At 71.1% G+C, this 23,400-nt stretch carries 20 protein-coding genes and 1 pseudogene; 17 read left to right on the plus strand and 4 right to left on the minus strand.

The features are described from left to right. The first annotated feature begins 159 nt into the window (after positions 1–159). The 16 genes and pseudogenes from ACIBCK_RS21795 to ACIBCK_RS21870 all read left to right on the plus strand — a co-directional run bounded on the left by ACIBCK_RS21795 (position 160) and on the right by ACIBCK_RS21870 (position 19,835). Entirely contained in the window at positions 160–3,390 is a 3,231-nt protein-coding gene (locus ACIBCK_RS21795; protein WP_399392551.1) for a hypothetical protein, read from the plus strand. Then, the gene (locus tag ACIBCK_RS21800) at positions 3,387–4,106 is read left to right on the plus strand and encodes a DUF4255 domain-containing protein (protein WP_399392553.1); all 720 of its coding nucleotides are present in this window, start codon (positions 3,387–3,389) and stop codon (positions 4,104–4,106) included. Before ACIBCK_RS21795 ends, ACIBCK_RS21800 begins: the two co-directional genes overlap by 4 nt. After that, positions 4,103–6,226 carry an ATP-binding protein gene (locus tag ACIBCK_RS21805; protein ID WP_399392555.1) on the plus strand — a complete coding sequence of 708 codons (2,124 nt, stop codon included), beginning with the start codon at positions 4,103–4,105 and terminating at the stop codon, positions 6,224–6,226. The genes ACIBCK_RS21800 and ACIBCK_RS21805 overlap by 4 nt, the downstream gene beginning before the upstream one ends. Positions 6,227–6,523: 297 nt before the next feature. Further along, positions 6,524–8,056: a phage tail sheath family protein gene (locus tag ACIBCK_RS21810; protein WP_399392557.1), complete on the plus strand. Its 1,533-nt coding sequence runs from the start codon at positions 6,524–6,526 to the stop codon at positions 8,054–8,056. 49 nt (positions 8,057–8,105) lie between these two features. Then, the gene (locus ACIBCK_RS21815; RefSeq protein ID WP_399392559.1) at positions 8,106–8,546 is read left to right on the plus strand and encodes a phage tail protein; all 441 of its coding nucleotides are present in this window, start codon (positions 8,106–8,108) and stop codon (positions 8,544–8,546) included. Then, complete coding sequence (locus ACIBCK_RS21820; RefSeq protein WP_399392561.1) at positions 8,543–9,022, plus strand: hypothetical protein; 480 nt, start codon at positions 8,543–8,545, stop codon at positions 9,020–9,022. Before ACIBCK_RS21815 ends, ACIBCK_RS21820 begins: the two co-directional genes overlap by 4 nt. Beyond that, entirely contained in the window at positions 9,019–9,177 is a 159-nt protein-coding gene (locus tag ACIBCK_RS21825) for a DUF6760 family protein (RefSeq protein ID WP_399392562.1), read from the plus strand. Before ACIBCK_RS21820 ends, ACIBCK_RS21825 begins: the two co-directional genes overlap by 4 nt. 2,698 nt (positions 9,178–11,875) lie before the next feature. After that, positions 11,876–12,217 carry a hypothetical protein gene (locus tag ACIBCK_RS21830; RefSeq protein ID WP_399392564.1) on the plus strand — a complete coding sequence of 114 codons (342 nt, stop codon included), beginning with the start codon at positions 11,876–11,878 and terminating at the stop codon, positions 12,215–12,217. Positions 12,218–12,272: 55 nt separating this feature from the next. Beyond that, positions 12,273–12,698 (plus strand): phage tail protein, encoded by a 426-nt coding sequence (locus tag ACIBCK_RS21835; protein ID WP_399392566.1) that lies wholly within the window; start codon positions 12,273–12,275, stop codon positions 12,696–12,698. 62 nt (positions 12,699–12,760) lie between these two features. Further along, positions 12,761–13,471: pseudogene (locus ACIBCK_RS21840) on the plus strand (peptidase M23); the annotation flags it as partial. A 131-nt stretch (positions 13,472–13,602) separates the two neighbouring features. Beyond that, entirely contained in the window at positions 13,603–15,381 is a 1,779-nt protein-coding gene (locus ACIBCK_RS21845; RefSeq protein WP_399392568.1) for a VgrG-related protein, read from the plus strand. 103 nt (positions 15,382–15,484) lie between these two features. Continuing rightward, complete coding sequence (locus tag ACIBCK_RS21850) at positions 15,485–15,796, plus strand: PAAR domain-containing protein (protein ID WP_399392570.1); 312 nt, start codon at positions 15,485–15,487, stop codon at positions 15,794–15,796. Then, positions 15,793–16,212: a GPW/gp25 family protein gene (locus tag ACIBCK_RS21855; protein WP_399392571.1), complete on the plus strand. Its 420-nt coding sequence runs from the start codon at positions 15,793–15,795 to the stop codon at positions 16,210–16,212. The genes ACIBCK_RS21850 and ACIBCK_RS21855 overlap by 4 nt, the downstream gene beginning before the upstream one ends. Continuing rightward, positions 16,212–18,170, plus strand: a complete 1,959-nt coding sequence (locus ACIBCK_RS21860) for a putative baseplate assembly protein (RefSeq protein WP_399392573.1) — start codon at positions 16,212–16,214, stop codon at positions 18,168–18,170. Before ACIBCK_RS21855 ends, ACIBCK_RS21860 begins: the two co-directional genes overlap by 1 nt. Continuing rightward, on the plus strand, positions 18,167–18,730 hold the full coding sequence (locus tag ACIBCK_RS21865; protein ID WP_399392574.1) for a phage tail protein: 564 nt from the start codon (positions 18,167–18,169) through the stop codon (positions 18,728–18,730). Before ACIBCK_RS21860 ends, ACIBCK_RS21865 begins: the two co-directional genes overlap by 4 nt. Before the next feature lie 547 nt (positions 18,731–19,277). After that, a complete protein-coding gene (locus ACIBCK_RS21870) occupies positions 19,278–19,835 on the plus strand; it encodes an NADase-type glycan-binding domain-containing protein (RefSeq protein ID WP_399392576.1) in 558 nt (185 codons plus the stop codon). A gap of 13 nt (positions 19,836–19,848) precedes the next feature. Here the strand turns inward: ACIBCK_RS21870 and ACIBCK_RS21875 are convergent, their stop codons facing one another. From ACIBCK_RS21875 to ACIBCK_RS21885, 3 genes are all read right to left on the minus strand, one after another. Beyond that, a complete protein-coding gene (locus tag ACIBCK_RS21875; RefSeq protein ID WP_399392577.1) occupies positions 19,849–20,382 on the minus strand; it encodes a hypothetical protein in 534 nt (177 codons plus the stop codon). A 356-nt stretch (positions 20,383–20,738) separates the two neighbouring features. Further along, entirely contained in the window at positions 20,739–21,020 is a 282-nt protein-coding gene (locus ACIBCK_RS21880) for a hypothetical protein (RefSeq protein WP_399392579.1), read from the minus strand. A gap of 119 nt (positions 21,021–21,139) precedes the next feature. Beyond that, on the minus strand, positions 21,140–21,886 hold the full coding sequence (locus ACIBCK_RS21885) for a phosphotransferase family protein (RefSeq protein ID WP_399392581.1): 747 nt from the start codon (positions 21,884–21,886) through the stop codon (positions 21,140–21,142). Between the two features lie 102 nt (positions 21,887–21,988). Between ACIBCK_RS21885 and ACIBCK_RS21890 the strand changes: the two genes are divergently transcribed. Beyond that, complete coding sequence (locus tag ACIBCK_RS21890) at positions 21,989–23,044, plus strand: RNA-binding protein (protein WP_399392582.1); 1,056 nt, start codon at positions 21,989–21,991, stop codon at positions 23,042–23,044. Positions 23,045–23,135: 91 nt separating this feature from the next. Here ACIBCK_RS21890 and ACIBCK_RS21895 read toward each other — a convergent pair whose 3' ends face one another. Then, positions 23,136–23,399, minus strand: coding sequence for a hypothetical protein (locus ACIBCK_RS21895; RefSeq protein ID WP_399392583.1), 264 nt, complete (start codon positions 23,397–23,399; stop codon positions 23,136–23,138). Position 23,400 lies beyond the last annotated feature (1 nt).

The following is a 23,400-nucleotide window of genomic DNA, read 5'->3' on the forward strand; positions in this document are numbered from 1 at the left end:
CGGACGATTGTCCTCAACAGCGGTGGAGCTTGCCCCCAATGCTGGTACTCCGGGCCTGTCTTTTCCCCTCCGGCTGTCGCCACTCTCGTGTCCGAAGGAGTTTCCCGGCTCTGAGACTTCCGGGCCTCCGAGAGTTTCCCGGACTGTGAGGTGGATGAGATGGGCACCGCTGGGCCGGTGGGGAGAACCCGCCTGGGCAGACTGGCTCTCGCTCTGGTGATGATGGTCCCGCTGCTTGCGGTCGCCGGTGCGTCCTGGTCGGGCTCCACCGCCGAGCGGCCGCAGGCCGCCGCTGAGCCAGGGCGCATCGCCTACGCGGGCACGGACCACCGAAGTCTGGGCCGGGTCAAGGACACCAAGACGAGCGACCCGCTCTTCGGCGCGGGCCCCACCCACCTGGACCGGCAGCCGTTCGCGCGTGGCGATGTCACGGTCTTCACCAGCCTGCGGGACGAGGCGCGGCCTCAGGTGTACCTCCGGGAGAGCGACGGAGCCGTACGCAGGCTGACCTCGGGCCGCGACGCCGCACACCCCCGCCTCACACCGGACGGGACATCGGTGGTCTTCGATTCCGCCGAGACCACAGGTCCCGACCAGCGCGACCTGTGGATCGTCGGCACCGACGGCACCGGGGCCCGCAAGCTCACGGACACGCCGGACGACGAGACCTCGCCGACCGTCTCCCCGGACGGCGCCCGGATCGCGTACTCCAGCGACGGCGACGCACTGCGAGGGCGGCAGATCATGGTGCGTGACCTGGCGGGCGGCGCGGCCACCCGCATCAGCGACGGGCCGGCGGGTGACGCGACGGAGCCGGTGTGGAACCCGGTGGCCGACCCCGCTCACCGCGAGCTTGTCGCCTACACGCTGCGGGAGCGCGGTGAGAGCGTGCCCCGGCTGCGCGTGACCGACGGGAACGGCCTCGACGAGCGGCTGCTGGGCGGTTCGAGTGCCAACTGGAGCTCCAGGACGGCCGACTGGCTGCCCGGCGGGAACGAGCTGGTCTTCATCAGCCCCGACCGCACCTGCGAATGCACCACCCCCTTCGACCACGTGTACCGCGCGAAAGACAGGTCGGATGAGGGCCCGAAGCTGGTCCTCGACGAGGACCGAGCGGTCACCTCCCCGACCTGGCTGGGCACGCAGGCCGACGGCGGCGTGATCGTCGAGCGGTCATCGGCGCCCACCACCCGTACGGCGACCCTCCAGGACGCCCGGCAGGACGGCTCGGACCCCAGGGACCTCGGGCTGACGATCCTGAAGGAGGACCCGGCGGCCGACACCAACACCGACCCCGCGGCGGACCCGCTGTTCAACCCCGGTGCGGGCTACGACCCGTGGACCGAACGGCAGAACTACACCCCGGACGGGCGTCGGATCGTGGTCACCCGCTTCGAGGACACCGACAACGGCCGTGTCCAGCGGATCTGGCTGGCCGACGCGGACGGCGCCAACGCCGCGCCGATGCCACTGGCCGGACGCGGCCCCAAGGACTGGGACACCGACCCGACCTTCTCGCCCGACGGCAAGCTCCTGGCGTTCACCAGGACGTCGCCGGGCGGCACCGGATCCCAGGCAGGCCCGAGCCAGGTGCTCGTCGCCGACGCCGGCAGCGGCGAGATCGTCGGCCGCGTCGAGCCGCCCGCGGGGCAGCAGAGCGGCGGCGACGCGCAGCCGACCTGGTCCTCGGACGGCACGACCATCGCCTTCACCCGCAACCACGTGATCTCCGGCAACGGAGGCAACAAGCACATCTGGACCGTGCCGGCCGCCTCGCTCGAGGACCAGCGCGATCTGAGCGCCACCCTCTGCCCCGGCGAGTGCCAAGTCATCGACGACAGCCCGGCGTTCTCGCCCGACGGCCTGAGCGTCGCCTTCAATCGCAAGGACGGTGGCGGCAGGGTCAACGATCGCAACGGCCTGCTGCTGGCCACCCTCTCGAATGGCGGTTGCCAGGTCCTCCTGCCCTCCGCGCTGCGCGATCGTCCGCAGGCCTGTCGCCAGGATCTGCCCGAGACCCCGGCCGACGGGCCGTTCCAGCCGCGTGACGCCGCTTGGACGGCCGACGGCAGCACGCTGCTGTTCAGTTCGCGCCGGGAGCTCGCGAGCAACTCCGCGGAGAGTCTGTCGGCCCTCGACATCGCTGACGGCACCCTGACGCCTCTCACTGATCGGTTGCCCGGACGGCAGAAGGAACCGGCGGTGCAGCAGTCGGTCGACCTGAAGCTGACGGCGCCTCCCACGGGCGGACCCGTGAAGGTCGAGGCCGCGACGTCGGTGACGGTCACCGTGACCAACAACGGCCCCGCCGCGTCGCCGGGCACCGTCTTCACGGCCGCCGTGCCTCCAGGTGTCCGGCTCGACCGGCTGACCGCCACGGCCGGCGAGTGCGCGGCGGGCTCCCCGCAGTGCGCCCTGGGGGTGCTCAAGCCCGGTGACGAGGTGAGCGTCACCGCCCGGCTGGTCGGCGTCACGGTGGGGACGCAGCAACTCGGCTGGTCCGTCGCCGGGGCCGTCACCGATGCCGCCCCGGGCGACAACGCCGGGCAGACCACGGTCGACGTCACCGAACGCGAGCAGCCCCCCACCACCCCGCCCCCCACCACACCTCCGCCGACCACTGACCCGCCGACCACTGACCCGCCGACCACCGACCCGCCCACCACCACCCCGCCCACGACACCGCCTCCGCCCACGACCCAGGACCCGCCACGGCCTCCGGCACCTGCTCCGCCGCCGCCCGCTGTTGCAGGGCCCTCCCTCACCGCCACGGCACAGCCGAGCCCCGGCTACGTCGGCGGCAAGGTCGTCGTCACCTACCTGGTGCGCAACGGCGAAAGCGCCCTGGCGACCGGACTCCGCCTGCGGCTCGGCCTGCCCTCGGGCATCCCCACCGAACCGCTCCCCGCGGGCTGCGCCGAGGATGGGTGCGCACTGCCCGACCTGGCACCCGGCGACACCGTGGTCACCCGCGTCGTCCTCACCCCGAAGAAGGCACAGTTCACCCGCATCAACGCGAAACTCACGACGACCGGCACGGACGCGAACCCCGACGACAACACCGCCCGAGTACCGCTGCGCATCCTGCAGCCCCGCATCGTCGCGGTACCGCCCATCGGCAAACCAGGATTCGTCACGCTGGTACGCGGCAAGGACTTCCCGCCGGGAGCCCCCGTGACCCTCACCTGGAAGCCGGGCATCACCGCGGCCGCCGCCCCCACCCGCCCCGGCGCCGACCACCGATTCACCGCACAGCTGATGATCCTGCGCAAGGACCAGACCGGGCCGCGCACCATCACCGCGAAGGGCCCCGGATTCTCCCCGGTCACCACGCCCTTCCTGGTCGTCAACGGCAACGTCCAGCCGCCCTACGAAGTGGACCGCCGGTGATCCACGAAGTCGACGAAGGGCTGCGGCTGCTGCTCGACGAGGCGGGCCTGCAGGACAACGGCGTCGAAGTGGTCTTCGAAGCCCCCACCCGGGACTGGTCCGCCCGCCGCAACGCCCCGACGATCTGCGTCTACCTGTACGACATCCACGAGGACGTCGCCCGCCGACAGACCGGCACCGCCGAAGTGCTCGACGAGAACGGCACGGTCGTCGGCTGGCGCACCCCGCCGCGCTGGTACGCGCTGACGTACATGGTCACCGCCTGGACCACCCGCCCCCAGGACGAACACCGGCTCCTGTCCCAGGTGCTCAGATGCCTGGTCCGGTCGGACGTCCTGCCGACGCGTCACTACACCGGCTCGCTGGCCAGACTCGGGCTCTCCGTGTCGCTCGACGCGGCAGGCCAGAGCACCCTCGGCGCGTCGGTGGCCGACGTGTGGTCGGCGCTCGACGGCGAGATGAAGGCCTCGATCGACCTGCGGGTCACCGCACCGTTGGCGGCGGACGACTGGCCCGCGGGCCCGCCCGTCACCGAGGGGCTCACCGTGCGGTCCTTCGCGGGCCTCGACGGCGCGCCCGACGACGACGCAGGGACCGCACAGGAACGCCGCCTGCGCTACGAGGAACTGCCCGACCCCGGCGCGCACGGGTTCACCGCACCACGCTCCCGCGACCTCATGCCGGGCCGCCGCCGACGGAGGGGATCGACTCCGTGAACGACAGCGCGCGTCCACGCGTGGGCGACGAGGTGGCCGGACTCGAACATCTCTGGGAGCGGCTGCGCAGGGTGGAACAACGGGTCAGGGAGGTCGTGGCCGGACGACGCGCCACCGATCCCGACCCCGACGACCCGTACCGCGGTCAATACCTCACCCCCGAAGCGGTCCAGCGCATTCTCGACGGTCCCTCGGCCTTCCTGACGCCGGCGCCCGACGAGCGTCAGCCGCCGGGCCCGGCACCGGCAGGGTCGCGTCTCGACCGTCTCGCGGCGGACTTCCGGCTGACGCCACTGGACGTCGAACTGCTGCTGATCGCGATGGCCCCGGACATCGACGCCCGCTTCGAGCGGTTCTACGGTTACCTCAACGACGACCTCTTCCGGTGCCGTCCGACCATCGGTCTGGCCCTGGAGCTGTGCGGCCTGCCCCCGGCGGGCGCCGGACGGTTCCGCTTCTCACCGTCCGCGCCGCTCGTGGCGGGCGGCCTCGTGGAGCTGCTGGACGGTGAACGCCCGTTCCTGTCCAAGGCGTTGAGCGTGCCCGACCGGGTGACCGCACACCTGCTCGGCGACGATGAGCCCGACTCCAGATTGCGCGGCGTCGTCGTTCTCGGCCGGGCCCTCGGCGAGGACGACCCCGATGAGGTCACGCTCCGGGCAGCGGCAGCAGCGGGTACGGGGTGTGGTCTGGTGCATCTGATCGACAGGGGAGGTGACGCGGCGCGGGTCGCCCTGGCGGCGCTCACGGCCGCGGGCCGCAGCCCGCTGGTCCTTGACGTCGCGCTGCTCGCCGCGAGCACTCAGCCCGACAGTCTGGTACGAGCCCTGGTGGCGGAGAGCCTGTTGCGGGGCGGCGGGCTCGTACTGGGCCCGATCGAAGCGCTGGAACCGGAGCGGCCCGAGCGGGCACGGCTGTTGCGTGCCCTGTGCGCGGCGGTCTCCGGCACCCCTCTCATCACCCATGGCAGCCGCGCCTGGGATCCGCTGTGGGCGGCGGAGAGCCCGGTGCCCCTGAACGTCGTACCCCCCGGCCCCGACCGGCGCACCCGGCAGTGGCAGCACGCCCTCGATGAGGCGGCGAGCGGTGTCGGAGCGCCCGACCTCGGGCAGGCGGGCCGACGCCCCGACGAATCCCTCGCCCACGCGGTGGCCGGGCACCGCCTCGACGCGCAGCAGATCCGCAGGGCGGCGGCCGTCGCGACGCGCACCGCCGCCGCCGAGGCCCGGCCGGTGCTCCCCGAGGACATGCGGGCCGCGGTGCGGGCGCAGAACGGGGCCGGGCTCGCCCGCCTCGCCCGGCACATCGAGCCGGGGGTGGGCTGGGCCGACCTCGTCCTGCCCGCGCCGACCCGCCGCCAGCTCGACGAACTCGCCCTGCGCGCCCGGCACCGCGACCAGGTGCTCGGACAGTGGCGCATGCGCCCGGGCGGCGGCCGAGGTCGCGGCGTGACCGCGCTGTTCGCCGGGGAGTCGGGTACCGGCAAGACCATGTCGGCCGAGGTGCTCGCGGCAGCCTTGGGCGTCGATCTGTACGTCGTCGACCTGTCGAGCGTCGTCGACAAGTACATCGGCGAGACCGAGAAGAACCTCGAACGGATCTTCGTCGAGGCTTCCGCGGTCAACGGCGTGCTGCTCTTCGACGAGGCCGACGCGATCTTCGGAAAACGCTCGCAGGTGAAGGACGCGCACGACCGACACGCGAACGTGGAGTCGGCGTACCTCCTCCAGCGCATGGAGTCCTTCGACGGGACAGCGGTGCTCACCACCAACCTGCGCGCCAATCTCGACGAGGCGTTCACCCGCCGCCTGGACACCATCGTGGACTTCCCGATGCCCGACGCCGACCAGCGTCGCGCACTGTGGCACCGCTGTCTGGGACCCGAACTGCCCCGCGACGAAGACATCGACCTGGAGTTCTGCGCGGAGCGCTTCGAACTCGCGGGCGGCTCGATCCGGGCCTGCGCCGTCACCGCTGCCTACCTTGCGGCGGGCACCGGAAAGCCCCTGAGCATGGCCCAGTTGATGACGGCGATCCATCAGGAGTACCGCAAGCTCGGCCGGCTGATTCTGGAGAGCGAGTTCGGCCCCTGGATCGGCGTGGCGCACGCCGCGCGATGAGTTGCCTGAAGGGCCGGCCCCGGGGGTTGGGGCCGGCCCTCGGCACACGGCGGCCTTGAAGGCTCCGTATGGGGGCGCCGCGCGCGGCAACAAGGGGGGTGGTCGCCGCAGGTGCTGCACCCGGTTCGCCGACGCACGTTACGTCGGCACCTTTCCAGTCAACACAGTGCCGCCGCCGCATGTCCAGGCCTGAAAGTGCAACGTCATTACCCCCGGTTGGGGGCCTGCGGACCTACTGCCTGCAAGAGCTGCTCCGCAGACTCGACAGTGACCCAGCGGCTAACTGAAGGAGCGAGCATGCCGACGTACCTCACCCCGGGTGTGTACGTGGAGGAGGTGCAGTCCGGAGCGCGGCCGATCGAAGGTGTCGGCACCGCGGTCGCCGCCTTCGTGGGCTTCGCGGAACGCGGCCCCTTCCACGAGCCGACGCTGATCGCCAACTGGGACCAGTACGTGCAGAACTTCGGCTCCTTCACCGAGGACACCTACCTGGCGCACGCGGTCTACGGCTACTTCGCCAACGGCGGAGGCACCGCCTACGTCGTCCGCGTCGGCGGCAGCGACGAGACGAACGAGCAGAACGCCGCACCGGCACCTGAACCGGCCGCCCTCGGCGGCTTCCTGGTCTCCGTGGCCCCCGGCGCAGGCAGCGACATCAGCGTCGAGGTCGACGACGCCGAGGGCGAGAACCCTTCGGAGGACCGGTTCAAGCTGGTGGTGCGCAAGGGCACCAAGGTGGCCGAGAGCTACGAGGTCTCCACCCGCAAGAACGTCAAGAGCTATCTGGTCCAGCAGATCCGTGAATCGAAGCTCATCGACGCCGTCGAGCAGCCCGGCAAGCAGCAGACCCGCCCGGAGAAGCAGACCCTGAGGCTGCCGGCCCCACCGGTCGCCTCGACCGGTGGCGGGGAGCTGGTGCGGGTCGATCCGAGCGAGTACGTCGGCGACGCGGAGGCGCGTACCGGCTTCGCCGGTCTCGAGGCCATCGACGAGATCACCATGGTCGCGGTGCCCGACCTGATGAGTGCCCACCGCCGCGGCGACCTCGACGCGGAAGCCGTCAAGACCGTGCAGCTCGCGGTGATCTCGCACTGCGAGCAGATGGGCGACCGGGTCGCCGTACTGGACACGCCGCCCGGCCTCAACGCCCAGCGTGTCCGCACCTGGCGCAACAACGATGCCGGATACGACTCGAACTACGCCAGCGTGTACTACCCCTGGATCAAGGTCTTCGACCCGGCGACCGGCCGCAACACCATGGTCCCGCCCAGCGGCCACGTGTCCGGCGTGTGGGCGCGCAGCGACGGTGAGCGCGGGGTCCACAAGGCGCCGGCCAACGAGGTCATCCGTGGAGCGGTGGACCTGGACATCCGTCTCAGCAAGGGGGAGCAGTCGCTCCTCAACCCGATCGGCGTCAACTGCGTACGGGCCTTCGCCGGCCGGGGCATCCGGATCTGGGGCGCACGCACCCTGTCCTCGGACCCCGCGTGGCGCTACCTCAACGTGCGCCGGCTCTTCAACTACCTGGAGGAGTCCATCCTGCTGGGTACCCAGTGGGTGGTCTTCGAGCCGAACGACGACCGGTTGTGGTCCAGCATCCGGCGCAACGTCACGGCGTTCCTGACCGAGGAGTGGCGCAAGGGTGCCTTGTTCGGACGGGTCGCGGAAGAGGCGTTCTACGTCAAGTGCGACCGCGACAACAACCCTCAGGAATCGATCGATCTCGGCCGTGTGGTCTGCGAGATCGGTGTGGCGCCGGTCAAGCCCGCCGAGTTCGTCGTCTTCCGTCTCGCGCAGTTCTCCGACAGCACGAGCCTCGTCAGCGAGTGAGTAATCGCTCGGCGCTCCACCGTCCCCCAACGAAAGGTGACACACGGCCATGGCAGAGGGCGATGCTCTTTCCACCCATATCTTCGGCGTGCAGCTGGGCGGCTATCTCGTCGAATCCATCCAGGAGGTCAGCGGCTTCACCGTCGAGGAGGAGGTCGTCGTGGTCCGCCAGGTGACCGCGGAGGGAAAGCAGATCATCCGCAAGCAGCCCGGCGCACGGCAGGCGGGCGAGATCACCATCACCAGAGGGATGGACAAGAGCAGCGAGTTCACGAAGTGGATCACGGAGACGCTGAACAACGGCGCGATCGACACCGCCCGTCAGAACCTCACCATCGAAATCATGGACAGCACCGGCGAGGCCATTCGCCGTATCCAGCTGCTGCAGGGGTGGGCGAGCAAATGGGAAGGCCCCTCGCTGAAGGCCGGTGAGTCCTCCGGCGCCACCGAGACCGTGACCATCACGTTCGAGGAAATCGTGGTCGAATGAAGCGCAGGACGGTGTCGGCCGGTCAACTGGAAGAGTTCCTGGAAAGCGCGGGGCAGGCCGAGCGGCCGGAGCCATCGGCCTCTCCCGCGACGGCCCCACGGGGAGCTCTGCCCACGGAGTTCGAGTTCCGGCTGCCTCGGGGCTATGTCGACGACGACGGCAATCTGCACCGCGACGGCGCGATGCGGCTGGCCACCGCGCGGGACGAACTGCGGCCGCAGATCGACATGCGGGTCAAGGAGAACCCCGCGTACCTGAGCGTCGTGCTCCTGAGCCAGGTGATCACCCGGCTCGGCGGCATCAGTGACGTGCACGCCGGTGTCGTCGAGCGGATGTACGCCACGGATGTCGCCTTCCTCCAGGACTTCTACCGGCGGCTCAACAGCGAAGGGCACACGCTCGCCGCCGTGACGTGTCCGCTGTGCGACGGATCCTTCGAGGTGGACCTCTCGGGCGGGCGCCTGGGGGAATCGTGACGTACGCCCTTCCCCGGCTGCGGGAGGAAGTCGCGTACGTCGCCTACCACTTCCACTGGCCACTGGACGACATCATCGACCTGCCGCACGGCGAGCGCCAGCAGTGGGTCCGGGAGATCGCGCGGATCAACACCCGCGTCAACGAAAGCGGGTGAGGCAGTGGGCATGTGGGACGCGCTGCGCCGGCGCAGCGGAGAGCGGAGCCGTCCGAGCGATACGAGGCCTGCGGCCGACCGGGCCGAACCGGCGGACCGCGAGCCGGCGGACCGCGAACCGGCGGACCGCGAACCGGCGGACCGCGAACCGGCGGACCGTGAGCCGGTGGACGGCGGCCGGACCACCGCGGGCGCCGACTGGGACGGCGGCTGGCGGCAGGTGGCGCCGCCGGTGACGAGCATCGCCCGGTCCGCCATCGCCGTGAGTGACGGACTGCGCTTCCGAGCGGGCCTCACGGCCTGGCAGAACCCGCAGTTCGCTACGTCACTCGGCCACGCCGTCATGCCATCGGCGCCGCCGGGACTCATCCGCGGAGTCACCGGACCTGCCGCCCCCGGCCGGCAGCTCTCCGGCGGAGGGCCACTCCTGCTGCGCGCCGTGGGCAGTGGGGCGGCAGCCGAAGCGGATGACAGCACCGGAGCCGTCCGGCCCGTCCCGCCCGTCCGGCCCGTCCCGCCCGTCCAGCGTTCATCCCGAGCCGGCCTGCCGCCCGCCCGGCCGTCCGCCGGGCGGGGAGCACCGGGCCGGAAGGGGGCCGTGGCGGCCGCGACCCCTGCCGCAGCGGTGTCGCCGGACGAAGAGGCAGGCGGACCAGGGCCCGTGGTCTCGCGACGGGCGCCCGCGCCCAGCTCGGAACCGTCCATGGGGGCGGGCGGCTCCGGCTCCCGGCTTTCCCCGGCGGCGGGGCGGCCGCAGACATCGGACAGTCGACCGAGGCGTCCGGGCGCCACGCCGGAGCGACCCACGCCGGTACGCCCACGTCCCCTGGGCCCGTCGGCCATCGTCGCGCGCAGCCCTGCGCTGCCGAAGAGCCGCCTCAGGGCGATCGCACCACCCCGGCCTTCGACCTCACGCGAGGCGCCGCGGGCTGCGGAACGCGCGCCTCGGAAGGGGCACGCCGATAGGGCACCTTCCGCCGCGGACGGGCGCGGGCCCGTCGACGCCACGGCCCCTACAGCCGAACTCGGCGTCCAGCGCAGTACCGGTGGCCCCGCAGATCGAACGCGTCCGGCGCTCGGTGAGCCGCTCACTCAACTCCCGGACACAGCGCAGCCGTCGGGGCCCCGAAGTGGGACCGAAGCTCCTGGTCGACTCCTGGACCGGAACAGCGAAGCCATGCCTCTGGTCCCGCGCAGCGGCGAGCCCGCTCCGGCCTCAACCTCGCAGGGACCTCTGGGGCGGCCGTCGGAGGGAGTGTCCGGGGCGTCTCCTACGGGTGGGCGTGCGCCGTCTGCCGGAGGATCACACACTTCGCGTTCATCGCCGCGGCAGTCCCAGTCAGACGAAGCTCCGGTCCGGCCACGTAAGCGGGCAGGGCTCGGAGCTCAGCTTCCAGGGCTGCCCTCCACGGCCACAGTGGTGCCGGCGGGGCCGGGCGCATTGCGGGGAGGGGCGGGGCTAGGCTCCGGGGCGGCGCACTCGCCCCGCGACGGGTTGGTGCAGCGCAGCACCGCGTCACAGGGCACGGGTGCGGCACCCGCCGGTGGATCCGAGGAAGCGGCCTCGCGCCCTGCCGCCGGCGGGGGTTCGTCGGCGCCGCTGCTCGGCCTCGCGCAGGGCGGTCACATGCGGGGAGAGCTTGGGGCGGAGCCTGCCTCGTCGCATATCGGAGGAGAGACTTCGGGGGGCGGGCCTACCCGTCCGAGTCCCGTTGGCGCGGGCGCCGATACGCCTGCCATGCCGTTGAGTTCAGCGTCCGGCGTGGTCCCTGCGCGGTCGGTCACCACCCGGCCCACGACGGTCGAGCACCACAACTACGGGGCTCGCGACACACCAAACGGCAGCGCAGGCAGGACGTACGGCGGCGTGAGCGGCGTGGCGGGGGCTCCTGTCGCGAAGGCCCCTGCTGGCAACGCGCGGGTCGGCGTCCGGGCTCCGACACGCCCGACCGCCGCCGCATCGGTGCCACACTCCCCAAATGCCGCCACCGCGAAGGTGGTTGATTCTCCGACCCGGCCCGCCATCCAGCGGACCCTGAGCCTCCTCGCCGCCCGGCCACTGGCGACGAACATGACCCAGGCCGACGAGTTCTCCGTGGGTGACTCGGGCGGCGCGGCCTCGCGCCCCGTCGTCGCGCCGACGTGGCCGGGCGACACGGAGATGGCTGCGGCGAGGCCGGCGGGTGGGACACATCCGCAGGGTGGCACGCAGCCTCCGAACCGGGCACCCGGCAACGTACAAGTGCAGCGGCAGACCCGCGACCGGCAGACCCGCGACCAGGAGACCCGCGACCAGGAGACAGGCGTCCGGGCGCGGAACCCCGTTACGGGGCAAGGGAGTCGTCGAACCCCGGGCCCGGTGACGGCTCAGGGGGAGCGAGCAACCGCGCCGTCAGCCAGCGAGCGTCCATCGCGAACTGATGCCCCGCGTGGTGCACGGCCCCAGCCTCAACCCCAGCCCTCCCGCCCCAAGCGTGGCCGATGGCGTCCCGTCCCCGGCCCGAAGCCCCCCACAGCGCCCCGGGCAGATTCCCTGGAGACCGGGCCCCGCCTCCGTAGCAGTGCGACATCGCCCCACGTACGCCCCGCTCCCGGCGTACCACGCGCCGAACCCCTGACGGTGCACCGTTCGGCCCGCGCGGTGCCCCTCTCCGGCGGAGGAGGAGGGGCCCTCCCTGTCGACCCGCCCGCCCTCGTGATGCCTCGCCCCGCGGTAGTCACCGCTCCGGCGGCACCGCCGGCGGTAGGGCTCCCGCCCCGCACCAGCGGGCCCGGGGACCAACCCGCCACCGGGAAGCCACCGCCCGCCATCCAGCGAACGTCCACGAACAACACCCCCGCGCCCTCCCAGCAGGCCGGACCACCGCCCGCTTCCGGCCCGCAGAGCACCACCCCGGCCGCCGCGCACCGGGAACGCGAACAGGCGGTCGACACCGACGAGTTGGCCCGGCGGCTGCTCGGCCCCCTCAGCCGCATGCTCCGTGCCGATCTGCGGCAGGGGCGAGAGCGCGCCGGTCGCTTGTACGACGGCCGCCGCTGACCGCCTCCAGGCCGACCGCACGCAGAGAGATGAAGAGAGATGAAGAGAGACGTAGATGACGGATGAGATCTTCGCGACCAGCGTGTTCTTCAAGCTTGCGATCGGGGGGAACGACCTGGGCGCGTTCCACACCTGCTCCGGGCTCGGTGCACAGGTAGAGGTCGAGGAGTACGCCGAGGGGGGAAACAACGGCTTCGCCTGGCAACTGCCCAGTCGCATCACGTGGTCGAACATCACCTTGACGCGGCCGGTGACCGGTGACACGGCCAAGATCACCAGATGGCTCGACGAACTGGTCCAGCGGGTCGAACCGAAGGACGGTGAGATCGTCGCGCTCAAGCCCGATCTGAGCCGCATCATCAGCTGGCAGGTACTCGGCATCATCCCCGTCCGCTGGCAAGGACCTTCGTTCGATCCAGGCCAGTCGGAGGCGGCGGTCGAGACGCTGGAGATCGCCCATGAAGGGCTGCGTCCGGGCTGACCGCGCCCCCTCACTCACCCCACCACGCACAGCCCGCCGAAAGGCCGGAAGGAGGACACGCGATGGCATCCGGACGTACCAACCGTGTACGCGCCCAGCTGACGCTCATGGAGCCGCCCACGAAGGTCGGTGGCAAACCGGGCGGCTCGCTGGCCCAGCTCAAGCTGCAGTTCAACCCCTCGACCCTGGCCATGACCAAGAACACCGAGTGGCGGCGCACCCCCTCCCGGATGGCGGGGCAGTCCGCGTTGCCCGAGTTCGTCGGCAGTGGCCCCAGGTCACTCTCCCTCGAGGTCTTCCTCGACGCGACCGCCAAGCACGACGACTCCGTGGAGAAGGCGGTGGAGAAGCTGATGCGCGCCTGTGTGCCGACGCAGGCCAGCCTGGCCCGCAAGGCGCCGGCCAGCCCCTGGGTACGTCTCGACTGGGGCAGCGCCAAGACGACATCGTTCGACGGCGTCCTGTCGAATCTCTCCGTCAACTACTCGCTCTTCGACGTCGATGGGAAGCCGCTGCGCGCCCGGTGCAACCTCACCATCGAGGAAGCCACCGTCGACCCGCCCGGACAGAACCCCACGTCGGGTTCCCCGGAGTCCCGCAGCGCCCACCAGTTGGTGGCGGGCGACGATCTGGCACTTCTGGCCTGGCGCGAGTACGGGGACGCCACGGCATGGCGGGTGATCGCACGGGCCAATGACATCGACGACCCGATGACGCTCACCCCCGGTATGGAACTGGTCCTGCCGGGTCACGCTGAGGCGGCGGAGGCCGAACACCCGGAGCGGCCGGACGAGTTGGACGCCTGGTTGCCGGCGGCGGGCCCGGAAGCCGCGCAAGGCGAGGCAGTCGGCGCCCATGCGGGCGGCGGGCCGATGCCGGAGCCCGTGCGGTGGGAGGCACGCCGATGACGGCCGTACAGACCGGTGGCCGCTCCTTCGCGGCCGACCCGATCGTGGAGGCCCCCGCTGAACTGCCCCGCCTCTGGGCCACCCAACTGGTCAGCTGTGTGGTGGACGAGAACGTCGGCCTGCCCGACAGTGCCGTACTGACGTTCCGCGATCCGCAGCACACGCTGCTCACCGAGACGGGCATCACCATCGGCAAACAGCTCACGGTGTCGGTGGTGACCGTCCAAGGACAGGCCAGGCAGCGGCTGTTCAGCGGCGAGATCACCGCTCTTGAACTGGACTCCGACACGACGGGGTCCTTCACCGTCGTACGGGCCTACTCCAAGGCGCACCGCCTGCAGCGCGGCCGGAAGGTCGTGGCGTACCGGAACATGTCCACCGCCGCGATCGTCCGCAAGGTGGCCGCGGGCGCCGGGCTGCGCTGCGGGAAGATCGACGCGAAACCCATCACGTACGAGCAGGTGTCCCAAGCCAACGTCTCGGACTGGGAGTTCCTCCAGTACCTCGCGGGGGAGAGCGGTGCGCAGGTGCGCGTCGACGACCAAGGGGTGCTGCAGTTCACCCGGCCCAAGCCCGCCGCTTCGGCGCCGCCTCCCACCACCTCCGCGGCCATGAGTCCGATGGTGTTGCAGTTCGGGCGGAATCTACTCGCGCTGCGCGCCGTGCTGACCAGCGCCGAGCAGGCGGGGAGCGTCGAAGTCCGCGGCTGGAACGTGCGGACCAAGAAGCCACTGATCGCCAAGGAGCGTTCGGTGATCAGCAAGGTGGTGAACCCGGGGCTCAGCGCGGGCCTGGTGAACAGCGCGTTCGGTGCGCCCGCCCGCGTCACGGTGGCCGACACGCCCTACCGCACCCAGGCCGAGACCATGGCCGTCGCCGGATCTGTCGCCGCCCAGGTCAGCTCAGGCATCGGGGAGTTCGAGGCGGTCGTCGAGGGACACCCCAAGCTGCGCGCGGGAGTGCCCGTGGCGTTGGGGAACGTCGGCCCGGCCTTCTCCGGACGCTACACCGCCACATCCGTGCACCACGTCCTTGAGCCTCACCACGGTTATCGCACCACCGTCATGGTCAGCGCGGCCACCGACCGCTCCCTGGCAGGCCTTGCCACGGGGGCCAATGCCCCCTCGCGCGGGCCGCGCATGCCGGGGCTGGCCATCGGTGTGGTCACGGACATCCGCGAGGAGGGCCGGGGCCAGCGGGGCTGGGTCAGGCTCAAGTTCCCCTGGCTGGACGACACTTATGTCACCGACTGGGTCCGCACGGTGCAGTGGGGCGGTCAGGGCGGGGGAGGGGTGTTCAGCCCCGAGGTCAACGACGAGGTCCTCGTCGGATTCGAGCAGGGGATGCTGGACAGCCCGTACGTCCTGGGCGGCCTCTACAACGGCGTCGACATGCCCTCGCCGCACGACGTGCCGCTGGTCGACAAGACCACCGGCAAGGTCAACCGCCGTTCACTGGTGTCCCGTTCGGGTAACAGGATCGAACTTCTCGATTCACCGCGCGGGCCGTCGGGAGTCCGGCTGACCACCGGTGACAAACAGCTCGTGGTCAATCTCGACGAGCGCCGGAACCGCCTGGAACTGAAAGTGCTCGGCGCGGGCGGGAAACGGCCGCTGAGTTCGGTGACCCTCAGCGCGACCGGCATCACCCTCGACGCGGGCACGGGCGAAGTGAAGCTGCGCGGAAGGTCGGTGGTGATCGACGGGAGGGCGCAGACCGTCGTGAACGGCGGGCTGCTCGCGATCCTCAAAGCCAAGCTCGTACGCATCAACTGACCGCGTGCCCCGCCGGCCGAGCGCGGGACGTACACGACCCAAGACCCCAGCCCGAACGTCGCGCACGATGCGCGAGCCCCACACGAACCAAGGAGACGAGGCCATGCCTCCCGCAGCCCGCTCGGGCGACCTCACCGGTCACGGCGGCGTCATCGGCACCCCGCCACCGGGAGCCGTCATGGTCGCCACCGTGCTGATCGGCGGCAGGCCGGCCGCCGTCACCGGAAGCCTGCACGCCTGCGTCCCGGACGCCTACCTCGGCCCCGGAAACGTCATCCTGCCCAACCCCGCGGCCGCGGCCCGAGGGCCCGTGCTGATCGGGGGACTGCCCGCGGCCCGGATGCGTGACCTGACCACCTGCGGCGCGCCCATCACCACCGGCGCCTTCAACGTCGTGATCGGAGGCCCGGTGTGAGCGAGCGGTTCATCGGCCGCGGCTGGGGGTTCCCCCTGCGCGTCGGACCCACGGGCGGCATCGCCATGGTCGAGCGGGAACGGGAGATCGAGGAGGCCGTACGGCTGATACTGGGCACCGCACCCGGCGAGCGGCCCATGCGGCCGGAATTCGGCTGCGGAATCCACGACCAGGTCTTCGCCCCCGGCGACAGCGCCACCGCGAACCGCGTCGCCCACCACGTCCGCTCGGCCCTTGAGCGCTGGGAGCCGCGCATCGAGGTCACCGACGTGGTCGTCGCCTTCGACGCCGTCGACGAGGGCACCCTCTACATCGACGTCCGCTACACCGTGCGGACCACCAACGACCGCCGCAACCTGGTCTTTCCCTTCTACACCATCCCCTTCGACGACGACGCCGACGGAGGTGCCGGCTGATGGCGCTCCCGTCACCGAATCTCGACGACCGCAGATTCCAGCAACTCGTGGACGAGGCCAAGCGCTACGTCCAGCAAAGAGCTCCGGAATGGACCGACCACAACGTCTCGGACCCCGGCGTCACCCTCATCGAAACCTTCGCCTACATGGTCGACCAGCTCCTGTACCGGCTGAACAGGGTGCCCGACAAGAACTACACGGCGTTCCTGAACCTGCTCGGCATCCAGCAGTTCCCGCCGGCCGCCGCGCGAGCCGACGTCGACTTCTGGCTCTCCGCGCCGCAGCCGGAGACGGTGACACTGCCGACCGGAACCGAAGTGGCCACCGCTCGCGGCGAGGCCGGGGAAGCGGTGGTCTTCGCCACCACCGACGAGCTGCCGATCGTCCCCAGCTCCCTCGAACGCCTGGTGACCGCACCCGTGACGGGAGAGCAGACCGACCGTACGACCGAACTCGCCGAAAGCCGGGACATCCCGTGCTTCCAGTCCGCACCGGCACCGGGCGACGCACTGCTGTTCGGGCTGCCCACGGCGGTTCCGCGCTGCATCGTCGCCCTGCGCCTCGACAGCCGGGTCGAGGGCGTCGGAGTGGACCCACGCCAGCCGCCCCTGGTGTGGGAGGCATGGGACGGCGCACGCTGGGCCGAGTGCGAGACGGGCACCGACACCACCGGCGGTCTCAACCGGCCCGGCGAGATCACTGTGTACGTCCCCGCGGGACACGCGATGTCCGTCGTCGCGGGGACGAGGGCGGGGTGGCTCCGGTGCCGCGTCACCCGGCCCGAGCAGGGGCAGCCGTTCTACTCCGAGACGCCGACGATCCGCGAGGCCGAGGTCTTCACCGTCGGCGGCACCACCGTCGTCGAACACGCCGACACCCTGACCGATGTGCCGCTCGGCATCTCCGAAGGAGTCGCCGGCCAGCGGTTCCGACTCGACAGCCCACCCATGTTGCTGGACGGTGAAGCTCCGGTCGTCGAGGTCTCCACGGCCGAGGGCTGGCAGAACTGGACCGTCGTCGAACACTTCGCGAGTTCGTCCCCCGACGACCGGCACGTTCTGCTCGACGCCACATCGGGCGAGTTCGCCTTCCCGCCCGCCGTACGCGAACCGGACGGGACGCTGCGCACCTATGGCGCGGTCCCGCAGAAGGGCGCGCACATCAGGGTCCCGCGCTACCGCACAGGCGGCGGCGCCGCCGGAAACGTGGCACGCTGCGCCATCTCCGTCCTGCGCAGCTCCGTCCCCTACGTGACGAGCGTCGAGAACCGCGAGGCCGCGCGCGGCGGCGTGGACGGTGAGAGCGTCGCCAACGCCAAGGTGCGCGCGCCGCACGCGCTGCGGGTACAGGAACGGGCGGTCACCGCGGAGGACTACGAGTTCATCGCCCGCCAGGCCGCACCGTCGGCCCGCCGGGTGCGCTGCCTGCCCGCGGTGGCCGGGGAGGGCGGCGGGGCACGCGTCCTGGTCGTACCGGACGCGGTCGCCGACGAGGGTGACCGCCTCCGGTTCGAACAGCTCATCCCGTCGGAGCAGATGCTCTCCGCGATCACCACACGTCTCGACGAGCGCAGGCTGCTCGGCACCCGTCTCGTCGTGGAACCCCCCGCCTACCAGGGCGTCACCGTCGTCGCCCGGCTCGCGGCACGACGCGACGGCGACGCGGTACGCGAGGAGGCGCTGGCCGCACTCTTCCGCTACCTCAATCCGCTGCGCGGCGGAGCGGACGGCAAAGGCTGGGCCTTCGGTCGGCCGGTGCAGTACGGGGAGATATTCGCCGTCCTGCAAAGGGTGCCGGGCGCCCAACTGGTCGAAGAAGTACGGCTGTTCCCCGCCGATCCGATCACCGGCCGTCGTGGTTCGGCCGCCGAACGGATCGACGTGGCACGCAACGCGCTGGTCTTCTCGTACCAACACCAGGTGATCGTCAGTGAGAGCGATGAGGTGGGCGCGCCGTGACCCGAGCTGCCATCCCGGGCCTGGCGACCAGCCACCCCATCGGCGACAGGCTGCCGGTCCTGTACGCGGAGGACGACTTCGCACAGCGCTTCAGTGCGGGCCTCGACTCCGTCCTCGCCCCCGTCTTCGCCACCTTGGACAACATCCCCGCGTATCTCGACCCCCGCCTGACGCCCCCGGACTTCCTCACCTGGTTGTCCTCCTGGTTGGGCATGGACATCGAGCCCGCCTGGCCGGAGGAGTTACGCCGGGACGTCGTGGCGCGCGCCGTGGAACTCCACCGGTGGCGCGGCACCCGGCGCGGCCTGACGGAGGCGCTGCGGCTCAGCCTCGGTGCGGGCGCCGAGATCCTCGACGGAGGCGGTGCACGCTGGTCCACCACGGCCGATGCGGAGCTGCCTCCCGCACCGACCGGGGAACTCCTCGTACGGGTCTGGCCGGAGCGCGTCACGCACCTGGATGCGCACCACGTCCTGAACGTCGTCCGGGCATCGTGCCCGGTCCACCTCACCTGCCGCGTCGAGATCTTGACCGGGCCGCCCGCCGACGGAGGGAGTTGAGCCTGTGCGCCCCTGCCCTGCCTGCGCCGCGCCCAACGATGACAGTGACGACTTCTGCGGTAGTTGCAGCTCCTACATGGGCTGGTCGCAGTCCTCGGCCCCGGAATCCGGAGCGTCCGCCGAGACTCCGGCCCCGCGCCCGCCCACCGAGACGCCGTCACCGCACCCGCTCGCTGAGACGCCGTCGCCGCGCCCGCCCGCCGAGCCATCGTCACCGCGCCCGCCCGCTGAGCCGGCGCCGGTGCCACGCCGGGAGGCTGTGCCACCGGCGTCACCGGTTTCCCCCACGTCGGCCCCGCCGCCCAACGGTGCCGCCACACCGGAAGCCGTACTCCCTGTGCTGCCCGCGAAACCGATCGCTCCTCGCCCGGTGGTACGCCCGCCGCGGCCGGCCGAGGAGATCGCGGACGGTACGCCCTGTCCGGCATGCGCCACGCCCAACCGGTCCGAGCGCCGCTTCTGCCGCCGCTGCGGCGCACGGCTCACACCGGCCGCGCCGGTCGCGGCTCTCCCGTGGTGGCGCACCCGCTGGCCCTTCCGCCGCCGCGTGCGCGTCGGTTCAGGCCGGGTGCTCCGGCGCTTCCTCACGGTGCTCGCCGTGCTCATCCTGGGGATCACGATCGTGCTCCTCATCCCGGCGGGCCGTGCCCTCTTCGAGGACACCCGGGACAAGCTCGGGAAGACGAAGGAGGTCAGTCCTTCGGAGGTCACAGCTAGTGCGGAGCTGCCCCGACACCCGGCGGCCAACGCCACGGACGGACTGTCGAACAGATACTGGGGCACGCCTCGGGTCGATACAGGTCTGTCCTTCACCTTCGGGAAACCCTTCAGGCTGGTGGCCGTCGTGGTGCACACCGGCACCTCGGCCAAGGCACAGGACTTCCGCCGCCAGGCTCGCCCCGTCCAGGCGGACCTCGTGGTGACCTCGTCGGACGGTCAGCTCCACCACAAGAAGCTGACCTTCAACGACAAGCCCGGCCCGCAGACCGTGCAGCTCGGCATCAGTGACGTGGCCAAAGCCCGCCTGGTCGTCAAGGCCGCCACGGGTCTGGGTTCGGGACGGCATATCGCCCTGGCGGAGGTCGAGTTCTTCAGACGGAATTGAGGCCGGGCCTTCGCTAGAGCAGGGTGAAGGTGTGGATCGCGCCGAGACTGGAGACAGAGCCGAGCCTCAGCGTGCAGGCGGTTATCTGGAGGGAGGGGGCAGTCATGGTTTCCACGAAGTTGTGGCCCTGGAGGTAGCCGCTGGTGACGCTGCCGGTGAAGGTGTTGGTGAAGACGGCAGCGGCGAGGTTGGAGACGCGCTGGGCCGTGACGGTACTGCTCTGACCGTTGCTCCAGTGGATGGTCCAGCTGACTGTCGCCGTGGAGAGCAGTTGCAGGCAGGACCGGCTGGTGGTGTTGGAGGAGTTGTGAGTTCCCCCGGTGATGGCGGCTGCGCCGCCGGTGCCCACGCAGGGGCCATAGGTCTGGTCGATCGTGCGGGTGCTGGAGGCAGTGGCGGAGGTGATGGGCGGGTCGTAGGTGGTGGTCGAGGTGCCGGTGCAAGTCAGGGTGTCGAGAGCCTGCGCCGAGGCACTGGAACTGGCACTGGCATGGGCATCGGCAGCCGTGGCCGGGGCGATGGGGGCGAGCACTGCCGCAGCAGCCATCAAAGCGCTCGCCAACCATTTCGACGTTCTGCGCATGAGCGGTCCTTTCGGGCGGGGCGAGACGAGGGGCTCGCCGGACAGCGGCGCACCGGCCCGTTGGGCTACGCGGGGACTTGGGTCCCGGCGTGGGCCGGACGGACGGGCACCGCGGAACCACCTTCGGGGCTTGGCCCACGCGCTCCAAGGGAGCGACAGGTGTCTGTGCGGGTGGTGGCAACACACCCCGTGCGAGCACCCCGGCAGGGCCTGGAGAGCGTTGACGGCGATGCGGTGAGCCAAGGACCTGACCAACCCCATCACGTTCTGCCGGGTCGACCCGGCGGAAGTTCCGGCTCTCCCTACGGGCAGGACCGCGGTCAGTCCTGGTCGTCCCCTGCTGCCCTCAACTTCTTCTCCACCGCTGCCTCGACCTCCTGCCGGGCAACACCCTGCTCGGCCGCGTGCTCAGCGACCGCGTCCTGGGCGTCGCGGGCCAGGTCGCGCCACGCGCGCCACGCCGTCTCGTAGGTCTTCTTCTGCGAGTCGGACCACTGCGCGGTGGCCGGTGGGCCGTACTCGCCCCGCAATCTGAGGACCTCGCGGTGCGCCGCGTCCGCAGCCTGCTGTCGTTCGGTCAGTTCATCCAGTGTGTGCGCCACCGGCGAATGCTAAGCAACCACGACATATCCCCAGGCTTGCCGCGCGGGAGACAAGGAAACCTGTCTTCGATGGGGCCCGGCCGGCGGGGCAGCGAGTCACTTGGTCCGAGGAAGCCGTCTCACAGCCGCGACCTCAGCACGTCGACCTCACAGCCCGGTGCGAACGGGTCGAAGCCGTGCTCGACCAGCCAGCGGACCGCCAGCAGGCTCCGCACCGACCACCACGCGTGAATCACGTCGAGGTCGACGTCGGTGCCGTAGCCGGCGACGACGTCGCCCAGGTGCTCCTCGTGTCCGAGCGTGTATGTGGCGAGGTCGAACAGGGCGTCACCCTGGCCCGCCTCGGACCAGTCGATGATGCCGGCGATCTCATCACCGTCGATGAACACATGGGCGATCTGCAGGTCGCCGTGCGTGAACATCGGGGTCCACGGCCGGAACGCGGCCCGGGCGACCTGGCGGTTACGGGCGACCAGGTCGGCGGGCAGGACGCCGTTCGTCACGAGCCACTCGCACTCGCTGTCGAGCTCCGCCGCCAACTTGTCGAGATTCCTTCCGGCCCGGCCGGGCCATGGTGGCAACGGCGCGTCGTGCAACTTCCGGATGGCGCCGCCTGCTGTGGCCCACGCCGCCGGCGGCGCGGACACCGACTCGCCGAGACGGCCGAGCGTCTTTCCCGGGACCGCGGCGATCGCGAGAGCGGGCGGCTTGCACCACAAAATCTCCGGGGTCGGGACCGGCGCCAGGGACATCGCTTCGACCTCGCGATCGATGCGCGCTTGATCGGCGTCCACCTTCAGGAACATGTCGCCGACGCGCAGGGTCGCGCGCTCGGAGTGAGCGACGACGACCTTGACTTCATCCATGCCGACCACTATCCCGGAAGACCGCCTTACGTTGCCGGGAAATATTGCCGTCGCCGGCAGCATCCCGCCACCTTCGTCAGACCCAGCCCGGGGCGCTGACCCGTGACCGCGAACGCCGCCCCTCCCGCTCCGGTGCAGGAGCTCTCCCCCTCCGGGACGGAGGCCGTGGAACTACCCTGGCAGCCCTCCAACCGTCCCGGGAGCAGCGTGCCGCCGTCTTTCGTCCACCGGATCACCAAGTACGACGCGGCCATCCGCGACGAGCGCGGTCACTACACGGGCACCGAGGACACGGCCAGTGACCACGGGCCGGTCGAAGCGGCGTACGTGGAGGCGGTGGGCGCCTTTGCTGAAGCCTCCGGTGTCGATCGGCTTGAGATTCGCGAGCCCGGGGTCACCGGCCCGGTTCACTTCGGCGTTGAGCCGGCGACCGGGGGACACGGCCTCGCCGGGCTCTTCCCGCCCGACCTCAGCGGCTACTACGACGGGGCAGAGGTTTCCCTCTCGCTGGCTCTGGAGCTGGTCCGCGCCATGCTCCGCGAGCAGGGTGCATGGTGCCGACTGGAGGCGGGGGACACATTCACGGTGCACGTCGGGTGGGACCAGTACGTGTATGTGGGCAGTGACCGGCCCTGTCCAGATGCCGTGGAACGTACCCGGAGGCTCGGACTCTTCCCGGAACCGCTGTCGGCCTCGCCCTACGCGGTGGATTCCGGCGACCTGGAAGTCACGGAGGTCGCGAACGAGGACTTCTGGACGCGCGTCCGCACGACCCTGGCCTCACGCCGCGCGGTGCTCCTGGAGGAGACCTACCTCCGCAACGCCACACGCTGGCACCGCATCACAACCGAGAACCTCGACGCCGTACGCGCAGATCTCGGCCCGCGCGCCTTGCTGACCGTCTGGCCCGACCTGACCCCCGACGTCGGCGCGGTCCTCGCCGCACTGCCACCGGAGAACTCCGTGGAGTTCGTGTGGGAGAGCAAGCACGGGACGATCGCCCACGCGCTCGTCGACGACACCGACTACCCGCAGCTCGCGGCCCTGGTGGCCGACGCACGGGCGGCCCGCATCCTGCCCCTGACTCTCGACGAACGCCGCCCGCTGCTCAGCGCAGCCCTGCCTGACGGTGACGGCGTGCTGCGAGCCCGGTGGTAACACGGGTCGGCGGGGCGACCGGGCGGCCGAGTGCGAAGCTGGCAGCACGCAGCACCGCAGGCACCGTGGCGCCGTCAAAGAGGCCTGGCTGTCACTTCGCTTCGGAGTCTGGTCGCGTCGGCGTCGCCCTTCTGGCGACAGCGGTGCAAGCAACAACTGCGGTGGCGTCGGCGTTGAGGAAGAGCATGAACGTCCATGACGCATCTGCCGCGTTGATCTGGCCGATGTGGAGGAGCTCTTCTTCTGCCGCCAGGAGGAGGTTGACGGTGGCGGCGAGAGCCAGTGTCGGCTGGCCGCGCCGTTGGGTGTGGCGTAGCCGCGTCCGGTAGATGTTCGCGAGTCGATCGGCGGGCACT

The organism is Streptomyces sp. NPDC051218 (assembly GCF_044455475.1).
GTDB lineage: Bacteria > Actinomycetota > Actinomycetes > Streptomycetales > Streptomycetaceae > Streptomyces.